Annotated in this window: 26 protein-coding genes and 2 rRNA genes; 13 read left to right on the plus strand and 15 right to left on the minus strand. The window is 62.4% G+C overall.

Going from position 1 to position 26,331, the window contains the following annotated elements; genetic code table 11:
• The 4 genes from BUA41_RS06160 to rlmM all read left to right on the plus strand — a co-directional run.
• Positions 1–85, plus strand: a 23S ribosomal RNA gene (locus BUA41_RS06160); the annotation flags it as partial.
• Between the two features lie 135 nt (positions 86–220).
• Positions 221–336 (plus strand): 5S ribosomal RNA (rrf, locus tag BUA41_RS06165).
• Positions 337–454: 118 nt separating this feature from the next.
• Positions 455–847: a DUF2721 domain-containing protein gene (locus BUA41_RS06170; protein WP_072820853.1), complete on the plus strand. Its 393-nt coding sequence runs from the start codon at positions 455–457 to the stop codon at positions 845–847.
• Positions 844–1,941 carry a 23S rRNA (cytidine(2498)-2'-O)-methyltransferase RlmM gene (gene rlmM, locus BUA41_RS06175; RefSeq protein WP_245791862.1) on the plus strand — a complete coding sequence of 366 codons (1,098 nt, stop codon included), beginning with the start codon at positions 844–846 and terminating at the stop codon, positions 1,939–1,941. The genes BUA41_RS06170 and rlmM overlap by 4 nt, the downstream gene beginning before the upstream one ends.
• A 15-nt stretch (positions 1,942–1,956) precedes the next feature.
• Here the strand turns inward: rlmM and BUA41_RS06180 are convergent, their stop codons facing one another.
• Entirely contained in the window at positions 1,957–2,241 is a 285-nt protein-coding gene (locus BUA41_RS06180) for an antibiotic biosynthesis monooxygenase family protein (protein ID WP_072820856.1), read from the minus strand.
• 28 nt (positions 2,242–2,269) lie between these two features.
• On the opposite strand from BUA41_RS06180, the gene tusA reads away from it, so the two are divergent.
• Complete coding sequence (gene tusA, locus BUA41_RS06185) at positions 2,270–2,509, plus strand: sulfurtransferase TusA (RefSeq protein ID WP_072820860.1); 240 nt, start codon at positions 2,270–2,272, stop codon at positions 2,507–2,509.
• 7 nt (positions 2,510–2,516) lie between these two features.
• Here the strand turns inward: tusA and BUA41_RS06190 are convergent, their stop codons facing one another.
• The 3 genes from BUA41_RS06190 to BUA41_RS06200 form a co-directional block, all read right to left on the minus strand.
• Positions 2,517–3,212: a hypothetical protein gene (locus tag BUA41_RS06190; RefSeq protein WP_072820863.1), complete on the minus strand. Its 696-nt coding sequence runs from the start codon at positions 3,210–3,212 to the stop codon at positions 2,517–2,519.
• 70 nt (positions 3,213–3,282) lie between these two features.
• Positions 3,283–4,386 (minus strand): DUF3080 domain-containing protein, encoded by a 1,104-nt coding sequence (locus BUA41_RS06195; RefSeq protein ID WP_084671219.1) that lies wholly within the window; start codon positions 4,384–4,386, stop codon positions 3,283–3,285.
• Complete coding sequence (locus BUA41_RS06200) at positions 4,358–5,806, minus strand: MATE family efflux transporter (protein WP_072820868.1); 1,449 nt, start codon at positions 5,804–5,806, stop codon at positions 4,358–4,360. Before BUA41_RS06200 ends, BUA41_RS06195 begins: the two co-directional genes overlap by 29 nt.
• A 129-nt stretch (positions 5,807–5,935) precedes the next feature.
• On the opposite strand from BUA41_RS06200, the gene BUA41_RS06205 reads away from it, so the two are divergent.
• The 4 genes from BUA41_RS06205 to BUA41_RS06220 all read left to right on the plus strand — a co-directional run bounded on the left by BUA41_RS06205 (position 5,936) and on the right by BUA41_RS06220 (position 9,862).
• Entirely contained in the window at positions 5,936–6,484 is a 549-nt protein-coding gene (locus BUA41_RS06205; protein WP_245791863.1) for an elongation factor P hydroxylase, read from the plus strand.
• 100 nt (positions 6,485–6,584) lie between these two features.
• Positions 6,585–7,607, plus strand: coding sequence for a Fe(3+) ABC transporter substrate-binding protein (locus tag BUA41_RS06210; RefSeq protein ID WP_084671222.1), 1,023 nt, complete (start codon positions 6,585–6,587; stop codon positions 7,605–7,607).
• 92 nt (positions 7,608–7,699) lie between these two features.
• Positions 7,700–9,409 carry an ABC transporter permease gene (locus BUA41_RS06215; RefSeq protein ID WP_072820871.1) on the plus strand — a complete coding sequence of 570 codons (1,710 nt, stop codon included), beginning with the start codon at positions 7,700–7,702 and terminating at the stop codon, positions 9,407–9,409.
• Positions 9,410–9,499: 90 nt separating this feature from the next.
• The gene (locus BUA41_RS06220; RefSeq protein ID WP_072820875.1) at positions 9,500–9,862 is read left to right on the plus strand and encodes a hypothetical protein; all 363 of its coding nucleotides are present in this window, start codon (positions 9,500–9,502) and stop codon (positions 9,860–9,862) included.
• 20 nt (positions 9,863–9,882) lie between these two features.
• Here BUA41_RS06220 and BUA41_RS06225 read toward each other — a convergent pair whose 3' ends face one another.
• Genes BUA41_RS06225 through ftsH form a run of 3 tightly spaced genes read right to left on the minus strand, consistent with a single transcriptional unit; the run spans position 9,883 to position 13,164 of the window.
• Positions 9,883–10,359: a hypothetical protein gene (locus BUA41_RS06225; protein WP_072820877.1), complete on the minus strand. Its 477-nt coding sequence runs from the start codon at positions 10,357–10,359 to the stop codon at positions 9,883–9,885.
• Positions 10,359–11,204: a TatD family hydrolase gene (locus tag BUA41_RS06230; RefSeq protein ID WP_072820879.1), complete on the minus strand. Its 846-nt coding sequence runs from the start codon at positions 11,202–11,204 to the stop codon at positions 10,359–10,361. Before BUA41_RS06230 ends, BUA41_RS06225 begins: the two co-directional genes overlap by 1 nt.
• A gap of 37 nt (positions 11,205–11,241) precedes the next feature.
• Positions 11,242–13,164, minus strand: a complete 1,923-nt coding sequence (gene ftsH, locus BUA41_RS06235) for an ATP-dependent zinc metalloprotease FtsH (protein WP_084671225.1) — start codon at positions 13,162–13,164, stop codon at positions 11,242–11,244.
• Between the two features lie 136 nt (positions 13,165–13,300).
• Here ftsH and BUA41_RS06240 point away from each other — a divergent pair, with 136 nt between their 5' ends.
• Positions 13,301–15,238, plus strand: a complete 1,938-nt coding sequence (locus tag BUA41_RS06240; protein ID WP_072820881.1) for an ATP-binding cassette domain-containing protein — start codon at positions 13,301–13,303, stop codon at positions 15,236–15,238.
• A gap of 66 nt (positions 15,239–15,304) precedes the next feature.
• Here the strand turns inward: BUA41_RS06240 and BUA41_RS06245 are convergent, their stop codons facing one another.
• Positions 15,305–15,760, minus strand: a complete 456-nt coding sequence (locus BUA41_RS06245) for a universal stress protein (RefSeq protein ID WP_072820883.1) — start codon at positions 15,758–15,760, stop codon at positions 15,305–15,307.
• 95 nt (positions 15,761–15,855) lie between these two features.
• Here BUA41_RS06245 and BUA41_RS06250 point away from each other — a divergent pair, with 95 nt between their 5' ends.
• Positions 15,856–16,386, plus strand: a complete 531-nt coding sequence (locus tag BUA41_RS06250; RefSeq protein WP_072820885.1) for a preprotein translocase subunit YajC — start codon at positions 15,856–15,858, stop codon at positions 16,384–16,386.
• Here the strand turns inward: BUA41_RS06250 and slyA are convergent.
• Positions 16,370–16,837 (minus strand): transcriptional regulator SlyA, encoded by a 468-nt coding sequence (gene slyA, locus BUA41_RS06255; RefSeq protein WP_072820888.1) that lies wholly within the window; start codon positions 16,835–16,837, stop codon positions 16,370–16,372. The genes BUA41_RS06250 and slyA overlap by 17 nt on opposite strands.
• Positions 16,838–16,916: 79 nt before the next feature.
• Positions 16,917–18,041: a DUF5924 family protein gene (locus BUA41_RS06260; protein WP_072820890.1), complete on the minus strand. Its 1,125-nt coding sequence runs from the start codon at positions 18,039–18,041 to the stop codon at positions 16,917–16,919.
• A gap of 182 nt (positions 18,042–18,223) precedes the next feature.
• Here BUA41_RS06260 and fadB point away from each other — a divergent pair, with 182 nt between their 5' ends.
• Positions 18,224–20,404 carry a fatty acid oxidation complex subunit alpha FadB gene (gene fadB, locus BUA41_RS06265; protein ID WP_072820892.1) on the plus strand — a complete coding sequence of 727 codons (2,181 nt, stop codon included), beginning with the start codon at positions 18,224–18,226 and terminating at the stop codon, positions 20,402–20,404.
• A gap of 32 nt (positions 20,405–20,436) precedes the next feature.
• Positions 20,437–21,615 carry an acetyl-CoA C-acyltransferase FadA gene (gene fadA, locus BUA41_RS06270; protein WP_072820894.1) on the plus strand — a complete coding sequence of 393 codons (1,179 nt, stop codon included), beginning with the start codon at positions 20,437–20,439 and terminating at the stop codon, positions 21,613–21,615.
• Between the two features lie 84 nt (positions 21,616–21,699).
• Here the strand turns inward: fadA and BUA41_RS06275 are convergent, their stop codons facing one another.
• The 5 genes from BUA41_RS06275 to BUA41_RS06295 all read right to left on the minus strand — a co-directional run bounded on the left by BUA41_RS06275 (position 21,700) and on the right by BUA41_RS06295 (position 26,264).
• Positions 21,700–22,134, minus strand: a complete 435-nt coding sequence (locus tag BUA41_RS06275; RefSeq protein WP_072820896.1) for a DUF488 domain-containing protein — start codon at positions 22,132–22,134, stop codon at positions 21,700–21,702.
• A gap of 195 nt (positions 22,135–22,329) precedes the next feature.
• Positions 22,330–23,349: a dipeptide ABC transporter ATP-binding protein gene (locus BUA41_RS06280; protein ID WP_072820898.1), complete on the minus strand. Its 1,020-nt coding sequence runs from the start codon at positions 23,347–23,349 to the stop codon at positions 22,330–22,332.
• 25 nt (positions 23,350–23,374) lie between these two features.
• Positions 23,375–24,331: an ABC transporter ATP-binding protein gene (locus tag BUA41_RS06285; protein WP_072820899.1), complete on the minus strand. Its 957-nt coding sequence runs from the start codon at positions 24,329–24,331 to the stop codon at positions 23,375–23,377.
• Positions 24,332–24,349: 18 nt separating this feature from the next.
• A complete protein-coding gene (locus BUA41_RS06290; protein ID WP_072820901.1) occupies positions 24,350–25,249 on the minus strand; it encodes an ABC transporter permease subunit in 900 nt (299 codons plus the stop codon).
• Positions 25,250–25,259: 10 nt separating this feature from the next.
• On the minus strand, positions 25,260–26,264 hold the full coding sequence (locus BUA41_RS06295) for an ABC transporter permease subunit (protein WP_072820903.1): 1,005 nt from the start codon (positions 26,262–26,264) through the stop codon (positions 25,260–25,262).
• Positions 26,265–26,331: the final 67 nt, after the last annotated feature.

The raw sequence follows: 26,331 nt of genomic DNA on the forward strand, positions 1-26,331 counted from the left end.
AAGACGACGAGGTTGATAGGCGGGATGTGGACGCACCGCAAGGTGTTGAGCTAACCCGTACTAATGGTCCGTGAGGCTTGACCATATAACACCCAAGGGGTCTGCCGGACAGTGAGCAGGCCCGCGCGACGCGCGCATACCGGAGACGAGAGTCGTATCACCGAGGCCACCGAAAGCGCCTCGGGCATTGTCAGCGAGATTCAGGTTGTTACCGATTACGCCTGACGACCATAGCGAGCGGGTCCCACCTGACCCCATGCCGAACTCAGCAGTGAAACCGCTCAGCGCCGATGGTAGTGTGGGGCCTCCCCATGCGAGAGTAGGTCATCGTCAGGCATCTTTCCCCAAACCCCCGATCTCCCCGAGGTCGGGGGTTTTTCGTGGGCGGCAGGGAACTGCTGAAAAGCTGCAAAGGCGTTATACTTCTGGCGAATGGTAACGAGGGGCATATCTTGTGACGTTAACTACGCCGGCATTGCTGTTTCCAGCGATTTCCTTGCTGCTTCTGGCGTATACAAATCGTTTTCTTACCTTGGCACAACTGATCCGCAAGCTGGTGGACGAGGAACGCGACCGACATCAAGATGTCGCGAGAAAGCAGATCGTCCTGCTACGCAAGCGCATCAGCCTGACGAAACGTATGCAGGTGAGTGGGGTGCTCAGCTTCCTACTGTGTACGCTTTCCATGTTCGCGCTTTTTCTTTCTCTGCAATTGCTGGGCATGGCGTTGTTCGGTATCAGCCTGCTGACGCTTTCGGTTTCCCTGGTCTACTCCCTCTGGGAGGTGACTATTTCGACCAACGCCTTGAACGTGCAATTGGAAGACCTCGAGACTGGTTATCAGTGACCCGATCAGCTCCGCCACACAGCGCCGGCATTGCCAATGAAGTCCTGCTCTATTGTCGTCCAGTCTTCGAAAGCGACCTGAGTGCCGAAGTCGCCGAGAAAGCGGCGCAACTGGGTCATGAAGGCTACCCTATCGCGACGAAGGGCAGTGGCTATATCCGATTTGTGCTGGGAAATGAAATTCCAGCCAACGGGGTGCATCGCGCGCTGTCGCTGGATGCCCTGGTGTTTGCCCGACAATCGCTGGTGGCGCTTCCCCCCTTGGAAGCCTTGTCCAGGGAAGATCGCCTTTCCCCTATCGTCGACCAGGTCGTCGCAAGTGGCTGGAGTTTCGAGGCGCTGTGGCAGGAGACGCCGGATACCAACGAAGCGAAATCATTGAGTGGCCTGATGAAGGCACTGAAGAGACCGCTGGAGTCTGCGTTGCGCAAGCGTGGCGCATTGCGGCGCAAGGCAGGCGGCCGCCGCCTGCACCTGTTCTGGACCGAGGGCGACAGGGTGCAACTCGGCATGAGTTTCCCGGGTAACCGCAGCGAGCATCCCGGGGGGATCCATCGCCTGCGTTTTCCCCGAGAAGCGCCGAGCCGTTCTGCCCTCAAGCTGGAAGAGGCGTGGCACGTCTTCGTGCCTCGCAGCGAATGGCCAAGCCGTCTTGGACAGGGCATGCAGGCAGCAGACCTGGGGGCTGCTCCCGGGGGGTGGACCTATCAACTGGTGAAGCACGGCGTTTTCGTCTATGCCATCGACAATGGCCCCATGGACAAGGGGCTGCTTGCCACGGGCCAGGTGGAACACCTCCGTGAAGACGGGTTCGTCTGGGAGCCGCCCTACAAGCTGGATTGGCTGGTATGCGATATCGTGGACAAACCCATGCGTGTCGTCGACATGGTCGAGCGCTGGCTGGTGCGGTGCTGGTGTCGGGAGGCGGTCTTCAATCTCAAGCTGCCGATGAAGCGTCGCTGGGAAGAGGTCAGGCGCTGCCTGATTCGACTCGAGGAGAGCCTGTCCCAGGCGGGTGTAGAGGCCGAGATGCGATGCAAGCAGCTCTACCATGATCGTGAGGAAGTCACCGTGCATGTCCGATTGCTGAATTGATGTGCCGCGAGGCGATCAGGGGTGCTCGTAGGCAGTGACGCGTTCCTCCTCGGTGAGCAGAGGAAGCAGGCGTTGCATGGCATATTCACGTGCACTGCTGCGCTGCCACTCCTTCCAGGCTCGCAGGTCTCGCCAGAGGGTGATCAATAGGCGATGCTCGGTTCGGTGGTACTCCTGCAGGCTCTCTCCCGCGATGAAGCCCGGAGCGCTCATCGCGGCACGCATCACTTCGCGTGCGGCCTGTTCGTATTCCTCTTCGAGCCCAGGCATGATATGGCGCTCGATGATGATCTTTATCATGCAACTCATCCATCCAATGAGGTGAACGATGGTTAATTTTCCCGACTTCGATGCCGAGCTGGACACATCAGGGTTGTATTGCCCTGAACCCATCATGCTGATGCACAATCGAGTCCGGGACATGACCAGCGGTAGCATACTGAAGATCATTGCCACCGACCCTGCGACGACACGCGATGTGCCGAAGTTCTGTAATTTCCTGGGGCATGAGTTGCTGGCCCAGAGCGAAGAAGGCGAAACCTACCTCTATTTCATCCGTCTGCAGTGAGACGGTGCTACTCTTCGGCAGCCATCATGCAGGCAAGTGCCTCGAGGGTCGCCGGGTCCTCCTGACGGATGCGATTGGCGATGGATCGCTGGAAGAAATAAACCACTCGGTGGCGACTGTGCCCGGGATAAAGACACGCATCGCCGGCCAGCACGGGCGTGGAGTGTACCCGTGTCTCGTCGACCAGCAGGGCTTCGACGTTACCGTTGCTGTACAGCCGCCAGCCAAACACCTGCTTGAGTTGCCAGGGGGTGCCGTCGTCGTTGAGGCACAGGGCGTGGGTGCCCAATGTCTCGGGGAGTTGCTGGAGGAGAGTCGGTTCATGGGTCTCCTCGTAGTCGAAGTAGGCAGCCGCATGCTCGAGTTCGAACACCTTGTGTTCGGGAGCGGAACAGAAGATCTCGTCGGTTTCGGGATCACGGTAGCCCACGAAGCGTCCCTGGTCGGAATCATCGAGATCGTGACAGGGTGTCAAGGCTTCCATCCATGGCACCAGGCCGACGACTTCACCGTCTTCTCGCAAGCCCCAGGCGAGCAGTGGCATGCCAAAGAGTGTCTCGGGATCCGATGCCAGGTGATAGAGCATTTCGAGACCATCCAACTCCGGCGCCAGTCTGATGAGACGACGCTTGGCCCTAAGCCGGTGGCGCATGACGTCCAGATCGATGACCTGAGCAGTGCGGGGGGACTGTGGGATTCCCATGTAACCCTCCTAAACGGCAATGATTCGGCTTTGGCCTCGTTTCACTATTAGCACAGCTCGATACGCAAAGTTAAGCCCCAGAGCCATCCTTCGCTCCGGGCATCAGGCCGCAGCTGCGCCATACGTCCTGCCATGATGCTATATGTTCTTGAAGCGCAAGATGAAATTGTTGCCAAGGCGCATCGCGATCGTGCAGCGATAACCACGCCTGGCGATAGCGGCGAACCGCAGGCTTCGCTACCTGATGGGCATCGAGCAAGGCGTTGATGGCCTCGAGCCATAGACGAGAGGTGCGTGACAACGTAGCGAGATAGGGCTGAACCTCGCCGATGAAGGTGGCGATGAAAATATCGTACAGGCGATCGGCGGCTGGATTGCTGTGTCCTTTGTAGCAGATCGGTCGTTCGGCCAGCCTGGCCTCGAGCAGACCGGTCGTTTCGACGAGGCGCTGTCTGGCAAGCATCAGCGAACGAAGTATCTCTGCAGAGAACGGCCGGGTCTGCAGCGTATAGAGATGGGCTTCCAATCGACTCGACTCCGGCGACCAGGCGGGATTGAACTGGTTGAGAGTCACTTGGCGAAGGTAATCGACGGCGGCGATGGATTCGGTTAACGGTACTGGGTCGTCCGGTGCCAGCGCCTCGCTGGCACGGGAGAAGCTGGCGACCCATTCGCTGGAATCGAACAGTGCATTCCAGCTCGCCCGGGGAAGTTGCTCGGTCTTGCTGCGAGTCAAGTCATGCAGGCGCTGGCGATCCTCTTCATCCAGACGCGTCACGGCTGCGGTATCCCAGCACTGGCGCAACTTGCGCCAGAGTTCGAGTTCGTATAGCCAGTGCTGGCTTGGGGCAGCCACCTTGCCCAGCTGATTGTTGCGCCGAGCGACCAGGGAAGTGATGCCGCACTCCCGCAGCGCATAGACATCCAGCATGCTTTGGCGCGTCTCGGCAATGTCGAACAACCGCTCGTCTCGGGGTGGAAAGGCCGCGATGTTGTCGGGCGTTCGAGGCGAGGGAGCGTCGACCTCGAGTGCATTGCCGAGGCGCTGTTGATAATCGACGAACAATCCATCGGCTCCGTCACGGCGCTCGCAGCCTGTCGCCAGGATGGCGATTCCGAACAGCAACCAGCGGAGGGGGCCTCGATCAACTCTGGGAAACGTGCAACCTGCCATTCGCCACACTCCTGCTGATGCGTTGTAGACGCCAGCCCAGCAGCAGGGCGGCCACCGTCAGGCCGACAATCAGGCCTACCCAATAACCATGCACACCCAGGGCGCCCGTCAAGCCGAGGAAGCCCTGGGTGCCCAGCAGATGCCCGCCACCGAGTCCTACCAGCCAATAGGAGACCAGGGTGATCGCCATGATGATGCGCGTGTCCTTGTAGCCGCGTAGGGCGCCGGCCATGTTGACCTGCAGCGAATCCGAGACCTGGTAGATCATGGCCAGCAGAATCAGCGACATCGCCAGGTTCTGGACCTCCTGGTTATGCGTGTAAAGCGCTACCACGGGTCTTGCAGTCAGCCACAGGATCAGGTCGTTGAACAATGCAATCAGCAGACAGACGACCATCCCGTTCCAGGCCACGAAGCGTGCCTCTCGAGGCTTGTCGGCTCCCAGCGTGTTGCCGACACGCACGGTCAGGGCCATGGCCAGGGATAATGGCAGCATGAAAAGCACCGAGGTGTAATTGAGCGCCACCTGGTGGGCGGCAACGGTGATTTCGCCGAGGCTGGCGACAAACAAGGCAATCAGGGTGAACAGGGTCACCTCGACGAAGATGGCTACCCCGATCGGCAAGCCGACATGCAGCAACTCGCGAATCATGGCGCGTTGTGGCCAGGCAATCTTCTGCCATAGTATCACCGGTACATAGGCTCGGCTGTGTCGCGTATAGAGCAGCATGGCCAGGCACATGGCCCACATCGAAAGCGCCGTGGCGATGCCGCAACCAACCGCCCCCAATGCAGGCAGCGCCTGCAGCCAACCGGGCAGGCCGTCGCCGAACAGCGTGACCAGGCCCGCGCCACCGTAGATCAGCAGGTAGTTGCTGGGGACATTGATGCCCAGCCCGATCAGGCTGATCCACAGAGCGGGCCGGGTATGATTCATGCCGTCGGAGTAGGCGCGCAGTGCCTGATAGAGGGCAACACCCGGCATGCCAAAGGCGACTGCCGCCAGATACGCCGCGGAAAGCTCGGCCACCCGGGGCGGCACTTCCATCAGGCGGAAGATTGGCGTGACGGCAAACCAGAGCAGCAGGGCTGCTACCACGCCGAGCACAAGGCTTAGCCAGAGCGCCTGGTGAACATAGGGGTAGATGCGTTCGGTGCGCCGGCCGCCCAGGAGCTGGGCGACGATGGGCGTCAGGCCGATCAGCGTGCCGGTGATGAGCAGCATGAGCGGCATCCACAGGCTGGAGCCTACCGAGACTGCCGCCAGGTCGGTGGCACTGGCACGCCCCGACATGATGACATCGGTCGCTCCCATTCCCGACTGGGCCAGTTGCGCTCCGCAGATCGGCAGGGCCAGCCTCAGCAGCGAAGCCGTTTCCTGCCGGCTACGAACCACCAGCGCCGAGGAGAGACGTGGCATGCCGATGCTCCTTACCGGTCGTCAAGAAAACGCCATGTTAGCAACTCCCGTCTGTTCCCGCCCGATCCGTCGCCCCGTATAATGCCTCGCATGTTGGAGCTTGCCATTTCCCATCGCGCAAGCGATGTCATGACCCTATTCGACGGGCTGTTCAGCGATACCTACCGTACGCGCCTGGTACTTGGTGATGATGAACCCCTCTACCTGCCTGCCGGCTCCGAGTGCGGCTACCACCGCATCGTCTTTGCGCATGGCTTCTTCGCCAGTGCCCTGCACGAGGTGAGCCACTGGTGCATCGCCGGCGCCCGGCGTCGTGCCCTCGAGGATTATGGTTATTGGTATCTTCCGGATGGCCGTGATGCCGAGCAGCAGCAAGCCTTCGAAGCCGTCGAGACAGCGCCTCAGGCCCTCGAAATGCTGTTTTCCGAGGCTTGCCGCCGGCAGTTTCAGGTCAGTGTCGATAACCTGGATGGCGTGACTGTCGATCGCGAAGCGTTTCGTCGCCGTGTGGAAGCACGTGCACGTCGCTATCTGGCAGAAGGTCTGCCAAGACGTGCCGAGGCGTTCCTAACGGTGTTGCATGCCTTCTATCAGCGGGGTGAGACACCGCCAAGTGCCATCGCCGCCGGAAGGGCATGCCTTTTTGCCGTCTCGTCGTCGGGAATAGCCGGAGCCTGACAAAAATGTGTCTGACGGTTGTTGTGGAGATGAATTGTAAGTAGAACGATTCTCAGTTAGCATCTGTTTCCACCACCTCAACACTGACTCAGGGATCCTCATGTCCGTTTTGAACAAGACGCTTGCTGTTACCCTGGCCGCCTCGGCCAGCTTCGCTACCACCGCGGCAATGGCGCAGGAAGAGGTCAATGTCTACTCCTACCGCCAACCCTTCCTCATCGAGCCGTTCCTCGACAAGTTCACCGACAAGACGGGCATCGACGTCAATATCATCTTCGGTGATCAGGGGTTGACGGAGCGACTGAAACGGGAAGGGCGCAACTCTCCCGCCGACGTGATCCTGACGGTGGATATCGGTCGTCTTCAGGAGCTGGTCGATCAAGGGGTGACTCAGCCGATTCAGGACGAGACCATCGAGTCCAACATCCCGGAACAGTATTTTGGCGAGAACAATGAATGGGTGGGTCTGACCAGTCGCGCGCGCATCTTCTTCACCAGTGTCGAGCGCATGGAGGCCGGCGAGATCGAGACCTATGAAGACCTGGCGGATCCTCGCTTCGAAGGAAGAATCTGCACGCGCCCGGCCACGAATGCCTACAATGTCGCCCTGGTTGCCTCGATGCTCGCCGAGCACGGCGAGGAGACCACCAGGCAATGGCTCGAGGGGTTCAAGGACAACCTGGCACGCAAGCCCCAGGGCAACGATCGCGCTCAGGTCAAGGCGATTCGCGATGGTGTCTGCGATATCGCCATCGGCAATACCTACTACTACGGCAAGATGATGGAGAACGAGGAGCAGCGTGCCTGGGCGGAAGCCGCACGTATCGAGTTCCCCAACCAGGAAGGCCGTGGCACCCACGTCAACATCTCCGGCATGGCGTTGGCCAAGCATGCGCCCAACGAGGAAAATGCCTACGAACTGATGCGCTTTTTGACCGAAGAGACAGCTCAATCGATGTACGCCGAAGTCAACTACGAGTACCCGATCAACCCGGAGGTGGCACCTTCCGAGACCGTCGCCTCCTGGGGGGACTTCAAGGCCGACGATGTCTCGCTTGCCGAAGTCGCCTCCTTGCGGCGTCGGGCCACCGAACTGATCAACGAGGTCGGCTTCGATGACTGAGCATTCATGATCGGTCCGCTGTTTTCAGTGATGGAGCTTCAAGGCTGCCGGCGTGATCGGCAGCCTGTTTCGTTGTTTGCCAGGGCAGGATCATGAAGGGCACGGTGATCGCCACGGATGAGTTCATCGAAAGGCAGGGAGGCAAGTCCTCGGTCAGGGTGGGCACCCATTGGGGCTGGTTCGCCGCCGCCTGGAGTGTCGCCCTGCTGGTGGTGCTCCCTGTCGTCGCGGTGATCGTACTGGCCGTGACGGGTACCGATGGCGGTGGCAGCATATGGGGACATCTGGCCACGACGGTACTGCCCGGCTACATCTGGACCAGTCTCGAACTGATGGTCGGCGTCACGTTGCTGGCGGGCAGCATCGGTGTCATCACCGCCTGGCTGACCACCATGTATGAGTTCCCGCTGCGGCGTTTCTACGAGTGGGCACTGCTGTTGCCATTCGCCGTGCCCGCCAACGTCATCGCCTACGTCTACACCGATGTCCTCGAGTACGCCGGCCCCCTGCAGAACGCTCTGCGCGATCTGTTCGGCTGGAACTCTCCCCGGGACTACTGGTTCCCGGAGATACGCAGTCTCGGCGGGGCCGTGGTGATGCTCTCGCTGGTCCTCTACCCCTATGTGTTCATGCTGGCACGGGCCGCCTTTCTCGAACAGTCGGCAGCGCTGCGCGACGTCAGTCGCACCCTGGGCTGCAATGGTTTCCAGAGCTTCTGGCGTGTCGCGTTGCCCAGCGCGAGGCCGGCCATTGCCGTCGGGTTGGCCCTGACCCTGATGGAGGCGCTCAACGACTTCGGCACCGTGGACTATTTTGCCGTGCGCACCATGACCGCGGGGATCTTCAATGTGTGGCTGAACATGGGTAGCGTGCGCGGGGCGGCACAGATCGCGCTTTGCCTGATGGTCTTCATCATCGGCCTGATCTGGGTCGAACGCCATGCCCGGCGGCGTCAGCGCCAGTTCGGCAAGGGCGATCAGTTTCGCTGCTACCGCCGTCCTCGGCTGGCGGGGCGCCGGGGCTGGCTGGCCTCGCTGGCCTGCTTCATGCCCTTCGGGCTGGGCTTCATATTCCCGGTCGGTGTATTGACCCGCCATGCCATCGTCTATTTTGAAGAGTCCTGGACCGATCGCTTCGTCGAGTACGCCTTCAACAGCTTCACCCTGTCGATCAGCGCCGCGCTGCTGACGCTGATCATCGGAGTGCTGCTGGCCTACGCCAAGCGACTCGACCGTACCCGCTCCGTGCAGCATGCCCTGAAACTGTCGAGCCTGGGCTATGCCATGCCCGGGGCTGTGATCGGCATCGGGGTGCTGATTCCCCTGGCGGCCTTCGACAACGCCTTCGATGCCTTCATGCGAGACAGTTTCGGTATCAGCACCGGTCTGCTGCTGACCGGCTCGATGACCGCCATCATCATCGCCTACGTGGTCAGGTTCCTGGCGGTGTCCGCCGGCGCCATCGAATCGAGCCTGGACAAGGTCACGCCGTCCATGGACATGGCCTCGCGCTCGCTGGGGGAAGACACCCTGCGCACGCTATGGAGGGTCCACTTGCCGCTGATTCGCCCCGGATTGCTGACTGCGGCCCTGGTGGTCTTCGTCGATGCCATGAAGGAACTACCGGCGACCTTGCTGCTGCGTCCCTTCAACTTCGATACGTTGGCAACCAACGTCTATCAGTATGCTTCGGATTCGCTGCTCGAGATGGCGGCCTTGCCGGCGCTGGTCATCGTCGTGGTCGGGGTGCTTCCGGTCATCGTGATTTCACGCACCATCGTCGCGAGCCGCAACGAGCTTTGAGCGAAGAGGCTTGATTTTCTTGGCCGATGGACCAAGGTGATAGTTGGATCAGCATCATGTCCGCAAGAGCATCCGCCAAGGAGGGAGAGCATGCTACACCGAATCGGAGCCATCCTGGCCATACTGGCGTCGCTATGGGCACTCATCGCCTCGGGGATTTCACTTTATCTGGGGACCGACGTGGGGCTGCAGAACGATCCCACCGAGCAGACCGTGGCGGGTCTTGGCTGGTGGGAGGCCGGCATCGCGCTCGTGGCGCTGGGCGTGGCTGCCGCTACCCTGGTTGCCAAGAGTCCTTACATGGGCCTGGCACTGGCCGCCGTGGGCGCCATCGGCGTGTTCATTTCCAGCAGCAGCAACATCGCCTTCATGGCCACCGTGGCCGTGGGCGGTTTCATGGCCTTCATGGGACGGCGTCATGCCAGGCGTCATCATGGCAAGGAATTGCCCTGAACGGAGGGCTGTTCAGGTCCTCAGGGTTCGCTCAGGCGCTGATGCAGGTACAGCATCACTTGCACCTCGTGTTCGGGACGCAGCGGCTCCAGTCCCAGCTCGCCGAACAGCTCGTTGCGCGCCCGGGCCCAGCCGCCACCGTCCATGTCCGGGTAGAGGCTTTCGGCAGGGGCCAGCTCGACGAACGGATCGACACCGAAGTCGTCGAACAGCCGTGACAGGGCCGCTTCGTCATCGCTGACACCTGCGGTATAGAGCGTGGTGCTGTAGTGATCGCCCTCGAGTTCCCGCAGCACATCCAGCGGGCTGACACCGAAGGTTCGTAGCTCCTCGAGGCTGTAATCGCCCAACTTGAGTAGCTCGTCATCCAGCCATTCGTCATCGGGCTGGATGAGGGTATGCTTGATCCGGCCGTCGGGCAGCGCCCAGGCGATGGCCAGGGGCAGCGCATCGTCCTCGCCGGTCTCGACGGCAATGAAGCCAGGAAAATCTGCCATCACGCTGCCTCCAGACGAAAGAAACGGTATGCGGTTGCCGTAGTGGCCCGGGCCAGCTCGGCTTCATCGGTGCCGCGCCAATGGGCGATCTCCCTCACGATCCACGGCAACAGCGCCGGCTCATGGCGGCGCCCCTTGAGCTTGGCCGGCAGGTTGCGTGGCAACAGGAAAGGACAATCGGTTTCGACCATCAGCCGTTCCAGGGGAATATCACCCACCAGCTCCCGAAGATGATGGCCGCGTCGCTCGTCGCATAGCCAGCCGGTCAGGCCGATGTGGAGGTCGAGATCCAGATAGCCGTGCAGCGTCTGGCGTTCACCGGTGAAGCAGTGCACCACGGCATCCGAGATGTCATCCCGCCAGGCACGCAGCATGTCCTGCATCCGCTGCCCAGCATCGCGTTCATGGATGAACAGGGGGAGTCCCGATTCCGCTGCCAGCCCGAGTTGTGCCTCGAAGGCGCGTTCCTGCTCGGCGGGCGTGGAAAAGTTGCGATTGAAATCGAGCCCGCATTCCCCGACGGCCACGGTTTCCCCCCAGCGATGCAAGTCGCGCATGGCGTTGGCCAGGGTGGGGCTCCAGCGACTGGCATCGTGCGGATGAACCCCGGCGGTGGCATGGACCCCCGGAATTTCACGTGCCAGCTCCACGGCCTGCTCGGCGTGCTCGAGGTCGGTCCCGGTGAGGATGAGCGTGGTGACGTTGGCCTCCCGGGCCCTAGCGATCACGGCGTCGCGGTCGGAGGCGAAGCTCTTGTGAGTGAGGTTGGCGCCAATGTCCACCAGCTCGGCCGGGCCACGAAAGCGCAGTGCCTCGGGGAGGGGGTTGTCGGATGTTGCGTTCAAGTGAACTCCTTAGGCTGTCGAAACGTCGCGCGATAGCCTAGCGGTCGACGTTGTCGAGGATACGATGAATCTCGGCGGCCTCCAGGGTTTCCTGCTTTTCCAGGGCGGAGGCCAGGTCGTCCAGATGCCGGCGATGGGTTTCGAGCAGGTCTCGGGCCTGGGCCTCGATGTTACCCAGCAACTTGCGTATCTCCTCGTCGATGATGGCTGCCGTGGCCTCGCTGTGCTCACGCCCCTGGCTGATCTCCTTGGCCAGAAAGACCTGCTGCTCGCTCTGGGGGAAGGAAGCGGGCCCGATACGCTCGTTCATTCCCCAATGCGCCACCATGCGCCTGGCCAGCTGCGTGGCCTGCTTGAGATCGTCTTCGGCGCCACTGCTGACCTGGCCGAACACCAGGGATTCTGCCAGCCTGCCTCCGAACATCACCGCGATGCGATCGCGCAGATAGGCTTCGTTGAAATTGTAGCGTTCCTCGTCCGGGGTCTGGGCGGTGGCGCCCAGGGCTCGACCTCGAGGAATGACCGTGACCTTCTCCAGCGGATCCGCATGGGGCAGAAGGTAGGCCAGCAGGGCGTGTCCGGATTCATGATAGGCGATGATATGCCGCTCGCTCTCCGCGAGCACGGCTTCTCGCGCTTCGCCCAGCATCAAGCGGTCCCGGGCATCGGTGAAGCAGGCCCAGTCCACCTCCTGCTGTTCGCGTCGTCCGGCATACAGTGCCGCCTCGTTGGCCAGGTTGGCGAGATCCGCACCAGAAAAGCCGATGGTGATTTCCGCCAGATGGCCCAGGTTCACATCCTCGGCCAGCGGCATGTTCTTGGTGTGCACCTCGAGAATGGCCTGGCGGGCCTTGCGGTGGGGGAGATCGAAGGTGATCTTGCGGTCGAAGCGGCCCGGCCGAAGCAGCGCCGGGTCGAGCACGTCGGGGCGATTGGTGGCGGCCAGCACCACCACGGACTCCTCGGCCTCGAAGCCATCCATCTGGGAAAGAATCTGGTTGAGGGTCTGTTCACGCTCGTCGTGACCACCACCCATGCCGGCTCCCCGTGATCGCCCGATGGAATCGAGCTCGTCGATGAAGATCACCGCGGGCGCCTGCTCCCGGGCTTGCTTGAACAAGTCGCGAACCCGCGAGGCCCCCACGCCGACGAACATCTCGATGAACTCGGAGCCGCTGATGCTGAAGAACGGCACGTTGGCTTCGCCTGCCACGGCCCGCGCCATCAGGGTCTTGCCGGTGCCTGGCGGTCCCATCATCAGGATGCCGTGGGGAATCTTCGCCCCCAGCGCATGAAAGCGTGACGGTTGCTTGAGAAAATCTATCACCTCGGTGATTTCCTGCTTGGCGTTTTCCGAGCCGGCGACATCAACCAGACGCGCATCGGTGTCCTCGCGCTGAATCTTCTTGGCCTTCGATTGGCCGAGTCCGAAGGGGCCTCCACCGGACATCATGCGCTGCTGCATGCGCCCCCAGAACCAGAGCAGCAGCCCGAGGATGAGAATCCACGGCAGCGCACCGACGAGTATTCGCTGCCACCAGGGCGCCTCGGTAGGCTCGGCGGTGATAGTGATGCCCTGAGCCTCGAGTCGTTGCAAAAGAGGCTCGCCTGCCAGCGTCGGGCGCACGGTCTCGAAGGTCTCGGAAGTCGCCGCCTCGAGGGCTTCGCGACCCGCCTGGCTGAGCCGGCCTTCTATCCGCTGGCCGCGCAGCGTGACCGCTTCGACATGGCCGCTGTCCACGGCCTGCAGGAACTGGCCATAGGTGAGATTGCTACGCTCGGGCTGGCGCTGGATGTCGAGGACGTAGAACAGTGCCAGGATGGCCAGCGAGATCCAGAAGAAGAGTACCCAGCGGCGTCGCACGCGCTGCTGAAATTCCTCCTGAGGGTCGAAGCCCGAGGAACTCCAATCCGAAGTCTCCTGACGCTGCCTGCCCTTGTCGCGATTCCAGAACGCCATGACCGCCTCCTTGGCACGTGAACGATATCCTTGCAACCAGAGCTTGCACGGATGGGGCGTGGGCAGCAAGGCTGACGGCGACTTTGCAGCGGGTCTCGCGTTACACTAGACGTTCACATTCTGGAGAGGGTTCTTCGTGACGTTGCTGCGCCTGGAACAATTGCAATTGGCCTACGGTCCGCAGGTGCTGCTTGATGGCGCCGACCTGGTAGTGGAAAGAGGGGAGCGGCTGGCGCTGGTAGGGCGTAACGGCACCGGAAAGTCCACCTTGCTCGGGTTGATCGCCGGCGACAATCAACCGGACGATGGCATGATCTGGCGTGCTCCGGGATTGCGTATCGGGGTGCTGGAGCAGGACCTGCCGGCGGCCAGCGGCATGACCATCTTCGATGTGGTGGCGCAAGGACTGCCTCAGGCCGGAACGCTGCTGGCCGAATACCATCACCTGATCCAGTCCCGGGACCCCGACATGGCGCGTCTGTCGCAATTGCAGACGCGTCTCGAGGCCATCGACGGCTGGTCGTTCCATCAACGCATCGACACCGTATTGACCAAGCTTGGCCTGCCCGCGGACGGGGCCATGAGCGATCTCTCCGGGGGTTGGCGCCGACGGGTGGCACTGGCTCGGGCGCTGGTCTCGGAACCCGACCTGCTGCTGCTCGATGAGCCTACCAACCATCTGGATCTGGATACCATCACCTGGCTGGAGGAGCAGCTGATCGCCTTCTCGGGCGCGGTGCTGTTCATCACCCACGACCGTGCGTTCCTCTCGCGCCTGGCCACCGGGATTCTCGAGCTCGATCGCGGCAAGCTGGGGCGCTATCCGGGCGACTACGCCAGATATCAGGAACAAAAGGCCCACGAACTCGATATCGAGGCACGGGAGAATGCCGAGTTCGACAAGAAGCTGGCCCAGGAAGAGGCCTGGATACGTCAGGGGATCAAGGCAAGGCGAACCCGCAACGAAGGGCGTGTGCGGGCATTGCAGAAGATGCGTTCCGAGCGCTCCCGGCGCCGCGAACGTCAGGGGCGTGCGACGATCAGCGTCGACTCCGGGGAGCGCAGCGGCAAGCGGGTGGTGGAGTTGAGTGGCGTGAGCCAGCGCTTCGGCGACGACTGGGTGATCCGCGATCTCGATCTGGAAATCCAGCGGGGTGATCGCGTCGGCCTGATCGGGCGCAATGGCGCCGGCAAGACGACACTACTCAAGATACTGCTGGGCGAACTGGCACCGAGCGAAGGCAAGGTGCGCTTGGGCACCAACATGAGGGTGGCGTATTTCGATCAGCTGCGCGCCGGTCTCGAGCCCGAGAAGAGCGTCTACGACAACGTTGCCCAGGGCAGCGATCGGGTCAGCGTTGCGGGCAAGGACAAGCACGTCATCAGCTACCTGCAGGATTTTCTCTTCACCCCCGAGCGCGCGCGTCAGCCGGTCAAGGCGCTCTCCGGTGGAGAGTCGAATCGTCTGCTGCTGGCCAAGCTGTTCACCCAGCCGGCCAATGTGCTGGTGCTCGACGAGCCGACCAACGACCTGGATGTCGAGACCCTGGAACTGCTGGAGGAGTTGCTGCTCGATTTCGACGGCACGCTGCTGCTGGTTTCCCACGACCGTCAGTTCATGGACAACGTCGTCACCGAGGTCTTGGCCTTCGAAGGCGAGGGCAGGGTTCGAGAATACGTCGGCGGTTACAGCGACTGGGTGCGCCAGGGCGGCAAGCTGCCCCCGGCACCCTGGGACTTCGATGCCAACGTGGTGTCGAAGAAGGCCAAGGGGGGCGCGGGCGACGGGGCTTCTTCCGGCCTGTCCCAGGCGGCGACGGAACCCGCGAAGAAAAAGAGCAACAAGCTTTCCTACAAGATACAGCGCGAGTTGGATGGCCTGCCGGCGACCATCGAGTCTCTGGAGGCCGACATCGCCGCCTTCGAAGCGCAGGTCAGCGATCCCGGTTTCTACCAGCGGGAATCGGCCGAAGTGACCCGCGTGCTGGAAGCCATGGCAGCCAAGCAGCTTGAGCTTGACACGGCAATGGAGCGCTGGATGGAACTGGAGGCGCTGGCCAACGGCAATGCCTAGCGAGGCGCGCAAGAAAGGCCGTCAGTGATCTGACGGCCAGGGAACAAGGGACGAGCGACGACCAGGTCACTCGTCGGTCTCGCCATCCTTGCCGACTCGCACCGCCAGCACATCGCACTGCGCGCCGTGCAGCACCCCGGTGGAGGTGGAGCCGAGCAGGAGAGCGAAGCCATGACGGCCATGGGAGCCGACGACGATCAGGTCGACATCGTACTCCTTGGCGAAGCGGTGGATTTCGGTATCGGGCATTCCCACGACGACATGCTGATCCTCGCGGGGAACGTCGCAGGGGTCGGCGATCTCGGCCAGACGCTGCTTGGCATGATCGTCGAGCTGATCCTGGATGCTGGTCAGGTCCATGGGGATATCCCCACCGTAGGCGAAACCCAGTGGTTCCAGGGTATGGATGATGGACAGCTTGGCGTGGTTGCGCCGGGCGATGGGGATGGCGCGCTCCAGCACCTTGTGGGAATCCTTGGTCAAGTCCACTGCAACCAGTACGTGACGATATTCATTGCTCATGGCGGGTCTCCCTGTGCGGCGGGTTGATTGCCATCACTTTATGCCGTAGGGGCGGGACACACAACTGACTCATATCAACATTTTAGGATTCTTGTATGGCCTTTTGGCTGGTCACGTTGTTCGCCATGCTGGCGATACTCTCGCCGGTGATGTGGCTGCGGCCATCCCGGCGCGACAGGCGCCTGGGAGAGCTTCGCCAGTACGCGCGCCAGAAGGGGGTCGGCGTCAAGTTCGCCAAGCCGCCGCTGCACGCGCCAACTTCGGGAGTGCTCAGCTACAGTTGGCCTTACCCGCAGCACTCGCCCGGGCCCTACTTCGTGCTGGTGCGCAATAGCCATGCCGGCGAGTCCCTGAGGCCCTTTTCCGAGGAATTCGGAGAGTGGCGCTGGCGCATCGAGCCGTTGAGACCGCTTCTCGAGGAGGCTCGCCGCTCGCTGGAGAGTGCACTCGAACAGCTTCCGGAAGACGCGCTCGTGCTGGAATCCGAGCGAGGCTACCTGACCCTATGGTGGAGCGAGTCCCAGGACGTGACGGCCTTCGATGCTACCCATGCGGTACTCGCCACCGCTCGCGACGCCCTCGGCGACCCGGGGCAAGGGCGTGACAGCCTCAGCGCGCCACCCTAGTCATGTCGGGTGTTGCCGAGTCGCGGGTCTGTACACGCAAGCCATTCTTCTCTATGCGGGTCAGCAGGTCGTCGAAAAGGGCGAGCTCATCCTCCGTGATGCCACTGAGCATCTCGCCACGCGCCTCGGTGACGATGGCCTCGATGCGTTCGAGCAGTGGAGTGGCCTCGTCGGTGAGGAAGATGCGCTTGGTGCGTCGATCGTCGTGACAGGGACGGCGCTCGATCAGTCCTTGTTCAGTCAACTGGTCGAGGGTGCGCACCAAGGAGGGTGCCTCGACGCCGATGGCCCGGGCCAGATCGCATTGCGGCTGGCCGTCGCCCATTTGCCACAAGTGATAGAGCGTGAACCAGCGGGTCTGGGTCAGGCCGAGAGGTGCCAGTCGTTCGTCGAGAACGGCGCGCCACAGTCGTGGCACGCGAGACAGTTTGAAACCGATGCTTTCAGGCATTGTCGTTGTCGCTTCGCAGGCTAATCAGCAAATTGTCCAAGCGTCGTCATGGCAATGCAACCCTTGTCAATAAACGCTATCAGAGGCCGGGAACGAGCCGGCTGACATCCAGCCCTGGAAGACCGCCCGGTGCCCGGATGGTGCCGTCGGCTTGCTTGACATCCCCCGGCTTTTCGCCGACGCGAAAGCGCACCACGCCGATGCGCTGACCGGTACTGGTCATCACGTCGATGCGCCAGTCGCCTTGCGACTGCTCCGGGAAATGCTGCTTGTGCGTCCAGGCGCGATACCCCTTGTCCCGGCCACCGTGAATGATCAGCGGGATGCGGTCGATGAGTTCACCCTCGCGACGCCATTCGTGATAGATCTTCTCGCGCAGGCCACGAGGGGCTCGGATCGCGGTATAGGCATAGAGGCCATTATCCTTGAGTGCCTGCTCGGTAAGCGCAATCTCGCCCCGCGGCTCCCGGGCCGCGGCATCGAACCCGGGAGATAGCGCCGAGCCGGTCAGCCACAGGGTTGCTGGTGGCACCCAGGCACGGCCCGACCAGGCGACCACGGCGAGCACCAGGGTCAGCCCGATCATGGCCAGCCAGCGCAGGATGCCCTTGGGTCGCAAGAGATGAACCAGGCTGGGCAGACTGAAGAACACGGCAGCCAGCACGGCCAGCAGGAAACTCTCCCCGGTGGTCAGCTGCAGCATGATCGGCAGGGTGACGAGCACCACCAGGAAAACGCACTGGGCGTGAAAGGCGAAATAGAGCCAGCGGTGACGCTCTGCCAGTCGGAAATAGAGCGGATCGAGGATCGAGAGTAGTGCGCATCCGATCATCAGCAAGGTGAACAGGGCCTGCCCGCTCGACCAGACGGTAGTGGCGAGGATGAAGGGCAGGGTAAAGAAGAGGGTTTCCTGATGGATCATCTGGGCGATGAAGGCGGTCACGCCACCAGGCAGAATCGAATAGCCGCGGCGGGAGAGCAGGCGACCGATCAGGTTTTCCGAGAGCAGGAGTACCCAGGCCACCAGCAGGCCCAGTGCCAGCACGGCGCCCAGGGTTTGCTGGCGATCGACCAGGAAAAAACTCAACGCGCCCGCCAGGAAGGCCAAGGGAGGCCATAGCCAGGTATAAGGGCGCAGCCGTCGTACCCAGCGCTCGGCACGCTGATGCAGCGCGTTCAAGCGCGAGAAGGCGTCGGAGGTCATGAGAGGGCTATGCTTGATTCGTACGGTTTCATGCGGCGACATCCTAACAGTTATCCCTCCCGGGAGGGAGCCAGGCTTGGTTGCATCCTGCTTGACGGATACGCTGGACTAGCGCAAGCTGGCGAGTATTCAAACGGTTGTATGAAAATACCTTGCTGCCCAACCCTCGTGGAGACCCCTCGATGATCTACCAAGGCAACGCCCTGTCCGTGGCGAACAATGGCGAAGGCATCGCCATACTGACCTTCGATCTGAAGGACGAGTCCATCAACAAGCTTTCCGGCGCCGTGATTCGTGAGCTACAGGAAGCGGTAAAAGCCATCCAGTCCGAGCAGGGGCTGAAAGGGCTGCTGATCACCAGCGCCAAGGACGTGTTCATCGTCGGCGCCGATATCACCGAGTTCCATGGCATGTTCGCCAAGGACGAGGAGTTCCTGGTCAACATGAACCAGGAGGTGCATGCCCTGTTCAATGCTATCGAGGACCTGCCATTCCCTACCGTTACCGCGATCAACGGTCTTGCCCTGGGCGGTGGCTGCGAAGTGACGCTGACCACCGACTTTCGCGTGATGGCGGAGAAGGCGCAGATCGGCTTGCCGGAAACCAAGCTGGGTATCCTGCCCGGGTGGGGCGGTTGCGTTCGCCTGCCGCGTCTCGCCGGTGCCGACAACGCCATCGAGTGGATCGCTGGCGGCAGCCAGAACAAGGCCGATGCTGCCCTGAAGAACGGGGTCGTGGATGCGGTCGTGCCGGCCGAGCGCCTCGAGGCAGCCGCGCTGGATATGCTTGACCGGGCCAACGCCGGGGAATTGAACTATCAGGCGCGTCGCGACGAGAAGCGTGGCCCCCTCAAGCTCAACGCCATCGAACAGATGATGACCTTCGAGACCGCCAAGGGATACGTGGCCGGCAAGGCGGGGCCGCATTATCCGGCGCCCGTCGAGGCGATCAAGGTGATCCAGAAGGGCGCCGGCGAAGGCCGTGAGCGCGCCCAGGCCATCGAGGCCAAGGCCTTTGCCAAGCTGGCCAAGACCGATGTCTGCTTCAACCTGGTCGGCCTGTTCCTCAACGATCAACTGGTCAAGAAGAAAGGCAGCAAGTACGAGAAGCAGGCGGCTGCGGTCGAGCGCACGGCGGTCCTGGGGGCCGGCATCATGGGCGGCGGTATCGCCTACCAGAGCGCCTACAAGGGCACGCCGATCCTGATGAAGGACATCAAGGAGGAAGCGATTCAGCTGGGCCTGAAGGAGGCGCGCAAGCTGCTCTCGAAGCAGGTCGAACGGGGCAAGCTGACCACCGAGAAGATGGCCGAGGCGCTTTCCAACATTCGTCCGACGCTCTCCTACGGCGACTTCGGCGAAGTCGACCTGGTGGTCGAGGCGGTGGTCGAGAACCCCAAGATCAAGGGCTCGGTACTCGGCGAAGTCGAGGCCCAGGTCGGCGAGAACACCGTTCTGACCTCCAATACCTCGACCATCTCGATCACGCGACTGGCACAGAACCTGAAGCGTCCCGAGAACTTCTGCGGCATGCACTTCTTCAATCCGGTACACAAGATGCCGCTGGTCGAGGTGATCCGTGGCGAGAAGAGCAGCGATGCGGCGGTGGCGGCCACCGTGGCCTATGCCCGCAAGATGGGCAAGACACCGATCGTCGTCAACGACTGCCCGGGGTTCCTGGTCAACCGGGTGCTGTTCCCCTATTTCGGTGGTTTCAGCCTGCTCGTCGAGCAGGGTGCCGACTTCGAGCGCGTCGACAAGGTCATGGAGAAGTTCGGCTGGCCGATGGGCCCGGCCTATCTGCTCGACGTGGTGGGCATGGATACCGCGGTGCACGCCAACGAGGTAATGGCCGAAGGTTTCCCTGAGCGCATGGCGCGCGAGGGCAAGACGGCCATCCAGGTGATGTTCGAGAATGACCGCCTGGGCCAGAAGAATGGCAAGGGCTTCTACGGCTACGAGGAGGATCGCAAGGGCAAGCCGAAGAAGGTCTCCGACGACCAGGCCCATGCGCTGGTCAAGCAGGTCGTGGCCGGTCAGAAGGAATTCGGCGACGACGAGATCATCGCGCGGATGATGGTGCCGTTGTGTCTGGAAACGGTGCGCTGCCTGGAGGACGGCATCGTCGGCACGCCCGCGGAGGCGGATATGGCGCTGATCTATGGCATCGGCTTCCCGCCGTTCCGCGGTGGTGCACTGCGCTATATCGATGCCACTGGGGTGGCGGCTTTCGTCGAGCTCGCCGACAAGCTGTCCGCCGAGCTGGGCCCGCTGTATGCGCCCACGGACAAGCTGCGCGAAATGGCCAGTCGAGGCGAAAGCTTCTACGGCGACGAAACTCGGTCAACCCAACACCAGGCCTGAACCACCACGCAATCGCAATTAGGAGAGTGACAATGAGTTTGAACCCGAGAGATATCGTGGTGGTCGATGCCGTGCGTACCGCCATGGCCAAGGCCAAGCAGGGCGCCTTTCGCAATGTGCGTGCCGAGAATCTTTCCGCTGCCGTGATGCAGTCGTTGTTCGAGCGCAATAGCGGCCTCGACCCGCAGGAAGTCGATGACGTGATCTGGGGATGTGTCAACCAGACCCTGGAGCAGGCCATGAACATCGCTCGAAACGCGGCGGTCATGACGGGTATTCCGCATACGGTGCCGGCACAGACCGTCAATCGTCTGTGCGGTTCGTCGATGAGTGCCCTGCACATCGCGAGTGCCAATATCAAGGCCGGCATGGGCGATTTCTACGTCATCGGCGGGGTCGAGCACATGGAGCATGTCCCCATGGATCATGGGGTCGATGTCAATCCGGCCGCCAGCAAGCATGTCGCCAAGGCGGCGATGATGATGGGGCTGACCGCTGAGCTGCTGGGCAAGATGCATGGCATTTCCCGGGAGGACCAGGACGCCTTCGGCGTGCGTTCGCACCAGCGTGCCCTGGCCGCCAACGAGAAGGGCTATTTCGACAACGAGATCATCGGTGTCGAGGGCCACGACGCCGAGGGCTTGCGCCAGCTTTTCACTCGCGACGAGGTGGTGCGTCCCGATGCCAATCTCGAGGACATGGCCAAGCTCAGGCCGGTGTTCGACCCGCGGGGCGGCACGGTGACGGCCGGCACCTCTTCCGCATTGTCGGTGGGCGCCTCGGCCATGGCCGTGATGAGCTACGAGCGTGCCCAGGCGCTCGGATTGACGCCCATCGCCCGGGTCGTCTCCACCGGCGTGGCCGGTTGCGACCCCTCGATCATGGGCTACGGACCGGTGCCGGCCTCCCAGAAGGCCCTCAAGGCCGCCGGCCTGACCATCGACGACATTCAGAGCGTCGAGCTGAACGAGGCGTTTGCCGCCCAGTCGCTGGCGGTGCTCAAGGACCTGAAACTGCGCGAGCGCATGGACGACGCGGTCAATCTCAATGGCGGCGCCATTGCCCTGGGTCACCCGCTGGGCTGTTCCGGGGCGCGTATCTGCACCACGCTGCTCAACGTCATGCAGCAGCAGGACACCACCCTCGGCCTGGCCACCATGTGCATCGGCATGGGCCAGGGAGTGGCGACGGTGTTTGAACGTCTCAAGTAAGCCGGACGTTTCCAGCCGAGCCCAGACCGCAATGATCACGAGGCACCATCCCCGATCGGGGATGGTGCCTCGTCGCGTGTAGGGTTATTTGTGGCGCTGGGTAAACTGCTCGGCGTAGCAGGGAGAAGAACTCAGCCCGGGGCCATCCGCCTGGCGGTCCTCTTCGGCCAGGGCCTCGAGAATGGCGTCGCGGAGCACGGGCAGGTGGGATTGCTCTAGATTGCGTGCACCGCTTAGCAGGGTGAGCCGCCCCTGCCGGCACCAGCGCATCAATGGCACCAGGCAGCCCTCGGCATCGGTCATCTCCCAGCGGTAGCGACGGATGAACACGGCATGACTGATCTCGCCCTGTTGCCACTGGCGACGTAGCGTATTGGACGGCGAGGCGTCGCGGTACCAGTCGGTAAGAGAGAGCGTGTCGCGACGCTTGCCGCGTGGCCATAGACGATCCACCAGCACCCTTGCACCATCCTCGGGATCGATTTCACTGTAGATTCGCTTGAGCCGGATATCGTGCATGCTGCTCTCCTTATCTTGCTGCCGCGCTCCCTTGGATGTCATCGCACACCGGCAGAATGATGCCTACGGTGGGGTACCATCCGGGAAATCCCTTCCCGAGGGGTAAGATACCACCATCGCAGCGGGATGTGAGCCTTGCCGACGATTTAGAGCAGGCATCCACTTATCCGAGGCCCGCTGGCGAGGCGCGAGGTCTCAATCGAATTCCTTGGGAACATGGATGCACGCCACCTTGACCCGGGGGTTGACCGACTCCAGCGGGGGGTCGCCCTGAATGCACTCTTCGGTGGCCATGAAGCAGCGCGGTGCAAAGGGGCAGCCGGGCGGCGGGTCGAGCGGCGAGGGCGGCTCGCCCTTGAGCTTGACCCGCTCCTTGCGCCGGTTCGGGTCGGCTACCGGCGTGGCCGAGAATAACGCCTGGGTGTAGGGATGGCGTGGCTGGGTGAACACCTCCGAGGCAGGCCCGGTCTCCACCGGCTGGCCGAAATACATGACGATCACATCGTCGGCGATGCGCTGTACTACCGACAGGTCGTGAGAGATGAACACGTAGGCGAGGCCGAACTCGTCCTGCAGATCGCTCAACAGGTTCAGCACCTGGGCCTGGATCGACAGATCCAGCGCCGAGACCGGCTCGTCGAGCACCAGGATCTTGGGATTGAGCATCAGCGCCCGGGCGATGGCGATACGCTGGCGCTGGCCGCCGGAGAACATGTGCGGGTAACGGTCGGCGTGTTCCGGCCGCAGCCCGACCCGGTCGATCATCTCGAGGGCTCTCTCTCGCCGCTGATCGGCACTCAGCTCGGGCCGATTGAGCTTGAGCGGCTCTTCGAGCATGGTCGCCACGGTCTTGCGCGGATTCAGCGAACCGTAAGGGTTCTGGAAGATGATCTGGACCTCGCGGCGCAGGTCGCGCGGGGGTGGCTGGCCTTCCTTGAGCTCCACTCGCCGGCCGTTGATGGTCAATTGCCCGCTGGTCGGCGGCTCGATCATCGTCAGCACGCGGGCCAGGGTCGACTTGCCGCAGCCCGACTCGCCCACCACCGCCAGGGTCTGGCCGGGGTAGAGGTCGAAGCTGGCCTCGTTGAGTGCCTTGACCACCGCCGGCGGCGAGAAGGGCCGGGTCTTGACGTGGTAGTGGCGCGTCAGATTGACGGCACTGATGACGGCATCACCACCTGTCGCAGTATCCTTTGGGAGTTCTTGGCTTTTCATAGGAGGCTTTTATAAAAGGTTGGTCTTATAGAGGATAGTGGCAAAGCGTCCGCGCCGGGTCCCCCGACGCGGGGCGCGGTTCCACCTCGCGGCAATGATCGGTGGCGTAGCGACAGCGCGGGTTGAACAGGCAGCCGCTGGGACGATTGTGCTGACCTGGTACCACCCCGGGGATCGTCGGCAGGCGATCCTGGTCGCCGGCACGCTCCGGCAATGCCGAGAGCAGCGCCTCGGTGTAAGGATGGCGGGGATGAGCGAACAGTGCCTTGACCTCCTGGCGTTCGACCTGACGCCCGGCGTATTGGACGATCACCTGCTGCGCCGTCTCGGCGACCACCCCCATGTCGTGGGTGATCAAGATCAGCGCCATGTCATGTTCCTGCTGCAGCTGCAACAGCAGATCGAGTATCTGCGCCTGAATGGTCACATCAAGCGCCGTGGTGGGCTCGTCGGCGATCAGCAGGCGCGGATTGCAGGAGATCGCCATGGCGATCATCACCCGCTGGCTCATGCCGCCGGAGAGTTGGTGCGGGTAAGCATCGATGCGCTTGCGCGGGTCGGGGATGCCCACCTGGGCCAGCAGGTCCAGGGTGCGCTCCTTGCGCTCCTTGCGAGTGCCGCCGCGATGCTGCTTGAGCATCTCGTCGATCTGGGTGCCGACCGTGAAGCAGGGGTTGAGGCTGCTCATCGGCTCCTGAAAGATCATCGACATCTCGCCACCGACGATCTGGCGACGCTGGCGGGAACTCAGCTCGCGCAGCTCCTGACCGTCGAAGAGCATCTTCTCGGCGCTCACCTGGGCCGTCCAGGGCAGCAGGCCCATGGTCGCCAGCATCGAGACCGACTTGCCCGACCCCGATTCGCCGACGATCGCCAGCACCTCACCCTTGTCGATGGTGATGTCGGCGTTCTCGACCGCCGGGAACAGGCCGCTGGTGGTGCGAAAGCGCACGTCCAGTCCTGCGATTTCCAGTAGTGCCATGTGTGTCTCGTGTTGTTTTCAAGATCTCTTCATTTTGGGATCCAGCGCATCGCGCAGACCATCGCCCATCAGGTTGATCATCAGCACCGTCAGCAGAATCACCAGGCCGGGGAAGGTCACCGCCCAATAGGCGCTGCCCATGAATTCCCGGGCGTTGGCCAGCATGGCGCCCCACTCCGGGGTCGGGGGCTGCACCCCCATCCCCAGGAAGCCCAGCGCGGCGATATCCAGGATGGCGGTGGAGAACGACAGCGTGGCCTGCACGATCAAGGGCGCCATGCAGTTGGGCAGCAGGGTATTGAACATCAATCGGCCGTGGCTGGCCCCGGCGAGACGACTGGCCGTCACGTATTCGCGATCCTTCTCGCTCATCACCGCGGCCCGGGTCAGGCGCACGAAATAGGGCAGCTGCACCACGGCGATGGCGATCATCGCGCTGGTCAGCCCGGGGCTCAGCACGGCGACCAGCCCCAGGGCCAGCAGCAGGCTGGGGAAGGCCAGCACCACATCCATGGTTCGGGTGATGAGGGTCTCGAGCCAACCGCGAAAGTAACCGGCCAGCAGGCCGAGGAAGATACCCACAGCCATCGACAGCAACACCACCATGGCGCTGATGAACAGCGAATAGCGGGCACCGAAGATCAGGCGTGAAAGTATGTCGCGCCCCACGGCGTCGGTACCCAGCAGGTAGCTCCAGGTACCCTCTGCATGCCACACCGGGGGCACCAGGAAGGCGTCGCGGTTCTGCAAGGCAGGGTCATGGGGTGCCACCCAGGGTGCCAGTAACGCGACGAGGAGAATCGTGACGATGAAGATCAGGCCGACCAGCGCACCACGGCTGGCGCTGAAGTAGCTCCAGAATTCGGCGAGCTGGTAGCGCAGCGTGCCGGGAGCCGAAGCGGTCGTTGAAGTGCTCATTTCGGACTCCCTAGTAGCGAATGCGCGGATTGATGATGCCGTAGGCGACATCCACCAGCAGGTTGACGATCATGACGATGAAGGCGATCAGCACCAGCCCGCCCTGAACCGCGGGGTAGTCACGCCGGGAGATGGCATCGATCATCCACTTGCCGATGCCCGGCCAGGAGAAGATCGTCTCGGTCAGGATGGCTCCGGCCAGGAGGACCCCGACCTGCAGGCCGATGACCGTGACCACCGTGATCAGCGCATTGCGCAGGGTGTGCACCATGATCACACGGAAGTTGGACAACCCCTTGGCCCGGGCGGTACGCACGTAGTCCTCGCCCAGTACCTCGAGCATCGAGGAGCGGGTCTGACGCGCGATCACGGCCATGGGAATGGTGCCCAGCACGATGGCCGGCAGTATCAGATAGTGCAGCGCCGACAGGAAGGCGGCCCAGTCGCCGGCCAGCAGGGTGTCGATGGTCATGAAGCCGGTGACCGAATCGACGAAATAGAGATAGGAGATGCGCCCCGAGACCGGCGTCCAGCCCAGGGTGCTGGAAAAGAACATGATCAGCAGCAGCCCCCACCAGAAGATCGGCATGGAGTAGCCGGTCAGGCTGATGCCCATCACGGTATGATCGATGCTGGTACCGCGCCGGGTGGCGGCGATCACCCCCGCGGGCAGGCCGATGATGATGGCGAAGGCCAGGGCGAATGCCGACAGCTCCACCGTGGCTGGAAAGCGGCTCAGGAACTCTTCCATCACCGGTGCATGGGTGACCAGGGACGTGCCCAAGTCGCCTTGAACGAGATTGGCGAGAAAATCGAAGTACTGAATGATCGGAGAACGATCGAAGCCGAGCTGTGCCTCGAGTTGCGCATAGCGTTCCGGGGAGATGCCTCGCTCGCCCGCCATCAGCAGGATGGGGTCGCCGGGCAGCAGGCGAATGAAGGCGAAGGCAACGATGGTGACACCGATGAAGGTCGGTATCAGCTGTGCCAGTTTGACAAGAACGAATTTGAACATGGAGTGGTGTCAGTTAGGTCGAGCGACAAATAGCTAGGCCGGGCGGCCATCGCGACCGCCCGGCCTA

Origin of the sequence: Modicisalibacter ilicicola DSM 19980, from assembly GCF_900128925.1 — a bacterium.
GTDB lineage: Bacteria > Pseudomonadota > Gammaproteobacteria > Pseudomonadales > Halomonadaceae > Modicisalibacter > Modicisalibacter ilicicola.

Coding starts and splice junctions, on each gene's coding strand:
- BUA41_RS06245 (WP_072820883.1), bottom strand. CDS start 15,760: ATGAGCAATGAATATCGTCACGTACTGGTTGCAGTGGACTTGACCAAG.
- fadA (WP_072820894.1), top strand. CDS start 20,437: ATGAGTTTGAACCCGAGAGATATCGTGGTGGTCGATGCCGTGCGTACC.
- BUA41_RS06225 (WP_072820877.1), bottom strand. CDS start 10,359: ATGGCAGATTTTCCTGGCTTCATTGCCGTCGAGACCGGCGAGGACGAT.
- BUA41_RS06195 (WP_084671219.1), bottom strand. CDS start 4,386: ATGGCAGGTTGCACGTTTCCCAGAGTTGATCGAGGCCCCCTCCGCTGG.
- BUA41_RS06285 (WP_072820899.1), bottom strand. CDS start 24,331: ATGGCACTACTGGAAATCGCAGGACTGGACGTGCGCTTTCGCACCACC.
- tusA (WP_072820860.1), top strand. CDS start 2,270: ATGGTTAATTTTCCCGACTTCGATGCCGAGCTGGACACATCAGGGTTG.
- BUA41_RS06275 (WP_072820896.1), bottom strand. CDS start 22,134: ATGCACGATATCCGGCTCAAGCGAATCTACAGTGAAATCGATCCCGAG.
- ftsH (WP_084671225.1), bottom strand. CDS start 13,164: ATGGCGTTCTGGAATCGCGACAAGGGCAGGCAGCGTCAGGAGACTTCG.
- BUA41_RS06210 (WP_084671222.1), top strand. CDS start 6,585: ATGTCCGTTTTGAACAAGACGCTTGCTGTTACCCTGGCCGCCTCGGCC.
- BUA41_RS06295 (WP_072820903.1), bottom strand. CDS start 26,264: ATGTTCAAATTCGTTCTTGTCAAACTGGCACAGCTGATACCGACCTTC.
- BUA41_RS06190 (WP_072820863.1), bottom strand. CDS start 3,212: ATGGGAATCCCACAGTCCCCCCGCACTGCTCAGGTCATCGATCTGGAC.
- BUA41_RS06220 (WP_072820875.1), top strand. CDS start 9,500: ATGCTACACCGAATCGGAGCCATCCTGGCCATACTGGCGTCGCTATGG.
- fadB (WP_072820892.1), top strand. CDS start 18,224: ATGATCTACCAAGGCAACGCCCTGTCCGTGGCGAACAATGGCGAAGGC.
- BUA41_RS06290 (WP_072820901.1), bottom strand. CDS start 25,249: ATGAGCACTTCAACGACCGCTTCGGCTCCCGGCACGCTGCGCTACCAG.
- BUA41_RS06200 (WP_072820868.1), bottom strand. CDS start 5,806: ATGCCACGTCTCTCCTCGGCGCTGGTGGTTCGTAGCCGGCAGGAAACG.
- BUA41_RS06215 (WP_072820871.1), top strand. CDS start 7,700: ATGAAGGGCACGGTGATCGCCACGGATGAGTTCATCGAAAGGCAGGGA.
- BUA41_RS06250 (WP_072820885.1), top strand. CDS start 15,856: ATGGCCTTTTGGCTGGTCACGTTGTTCGCCATGCTGGCGATACTCTCG.
- slyA (WP_072820888.1), bottom strand. CDS start 16,837: ATGCCTGAAAGCATCGGTTTCAAACTGTCTCGCGTGCCACGACTGTGG.
- BUA41_RS06260 (WP_072820890.1), bottom strand. CDS start 18,041: ATGACCTCCGACGCCTTCTCGCGCTTGAACGCGCTGCATCAGCGTGCC.
- BUA41_RS06180 (WP_072820856.1), bottom strand. CDS start 2,241: ATGATAAAGATCATCATCGAGCGCCATATCATGCCTGGGCTCGAAGAG.
- BUA41_RS06205 (WP_245791863.1), top strand. CDS start 5,936: ATGACCCTATTCGACGGGCTGTTCAGCGATACCTACCGTACGCGCCTG.
- BUA41_RS06280 (WP_072820898.1), bottom strand. CDS start 23,349: ATGAAAAGCCAAGAACTCCCAAAGGATACTGCGACAGGTGGTGATGCC.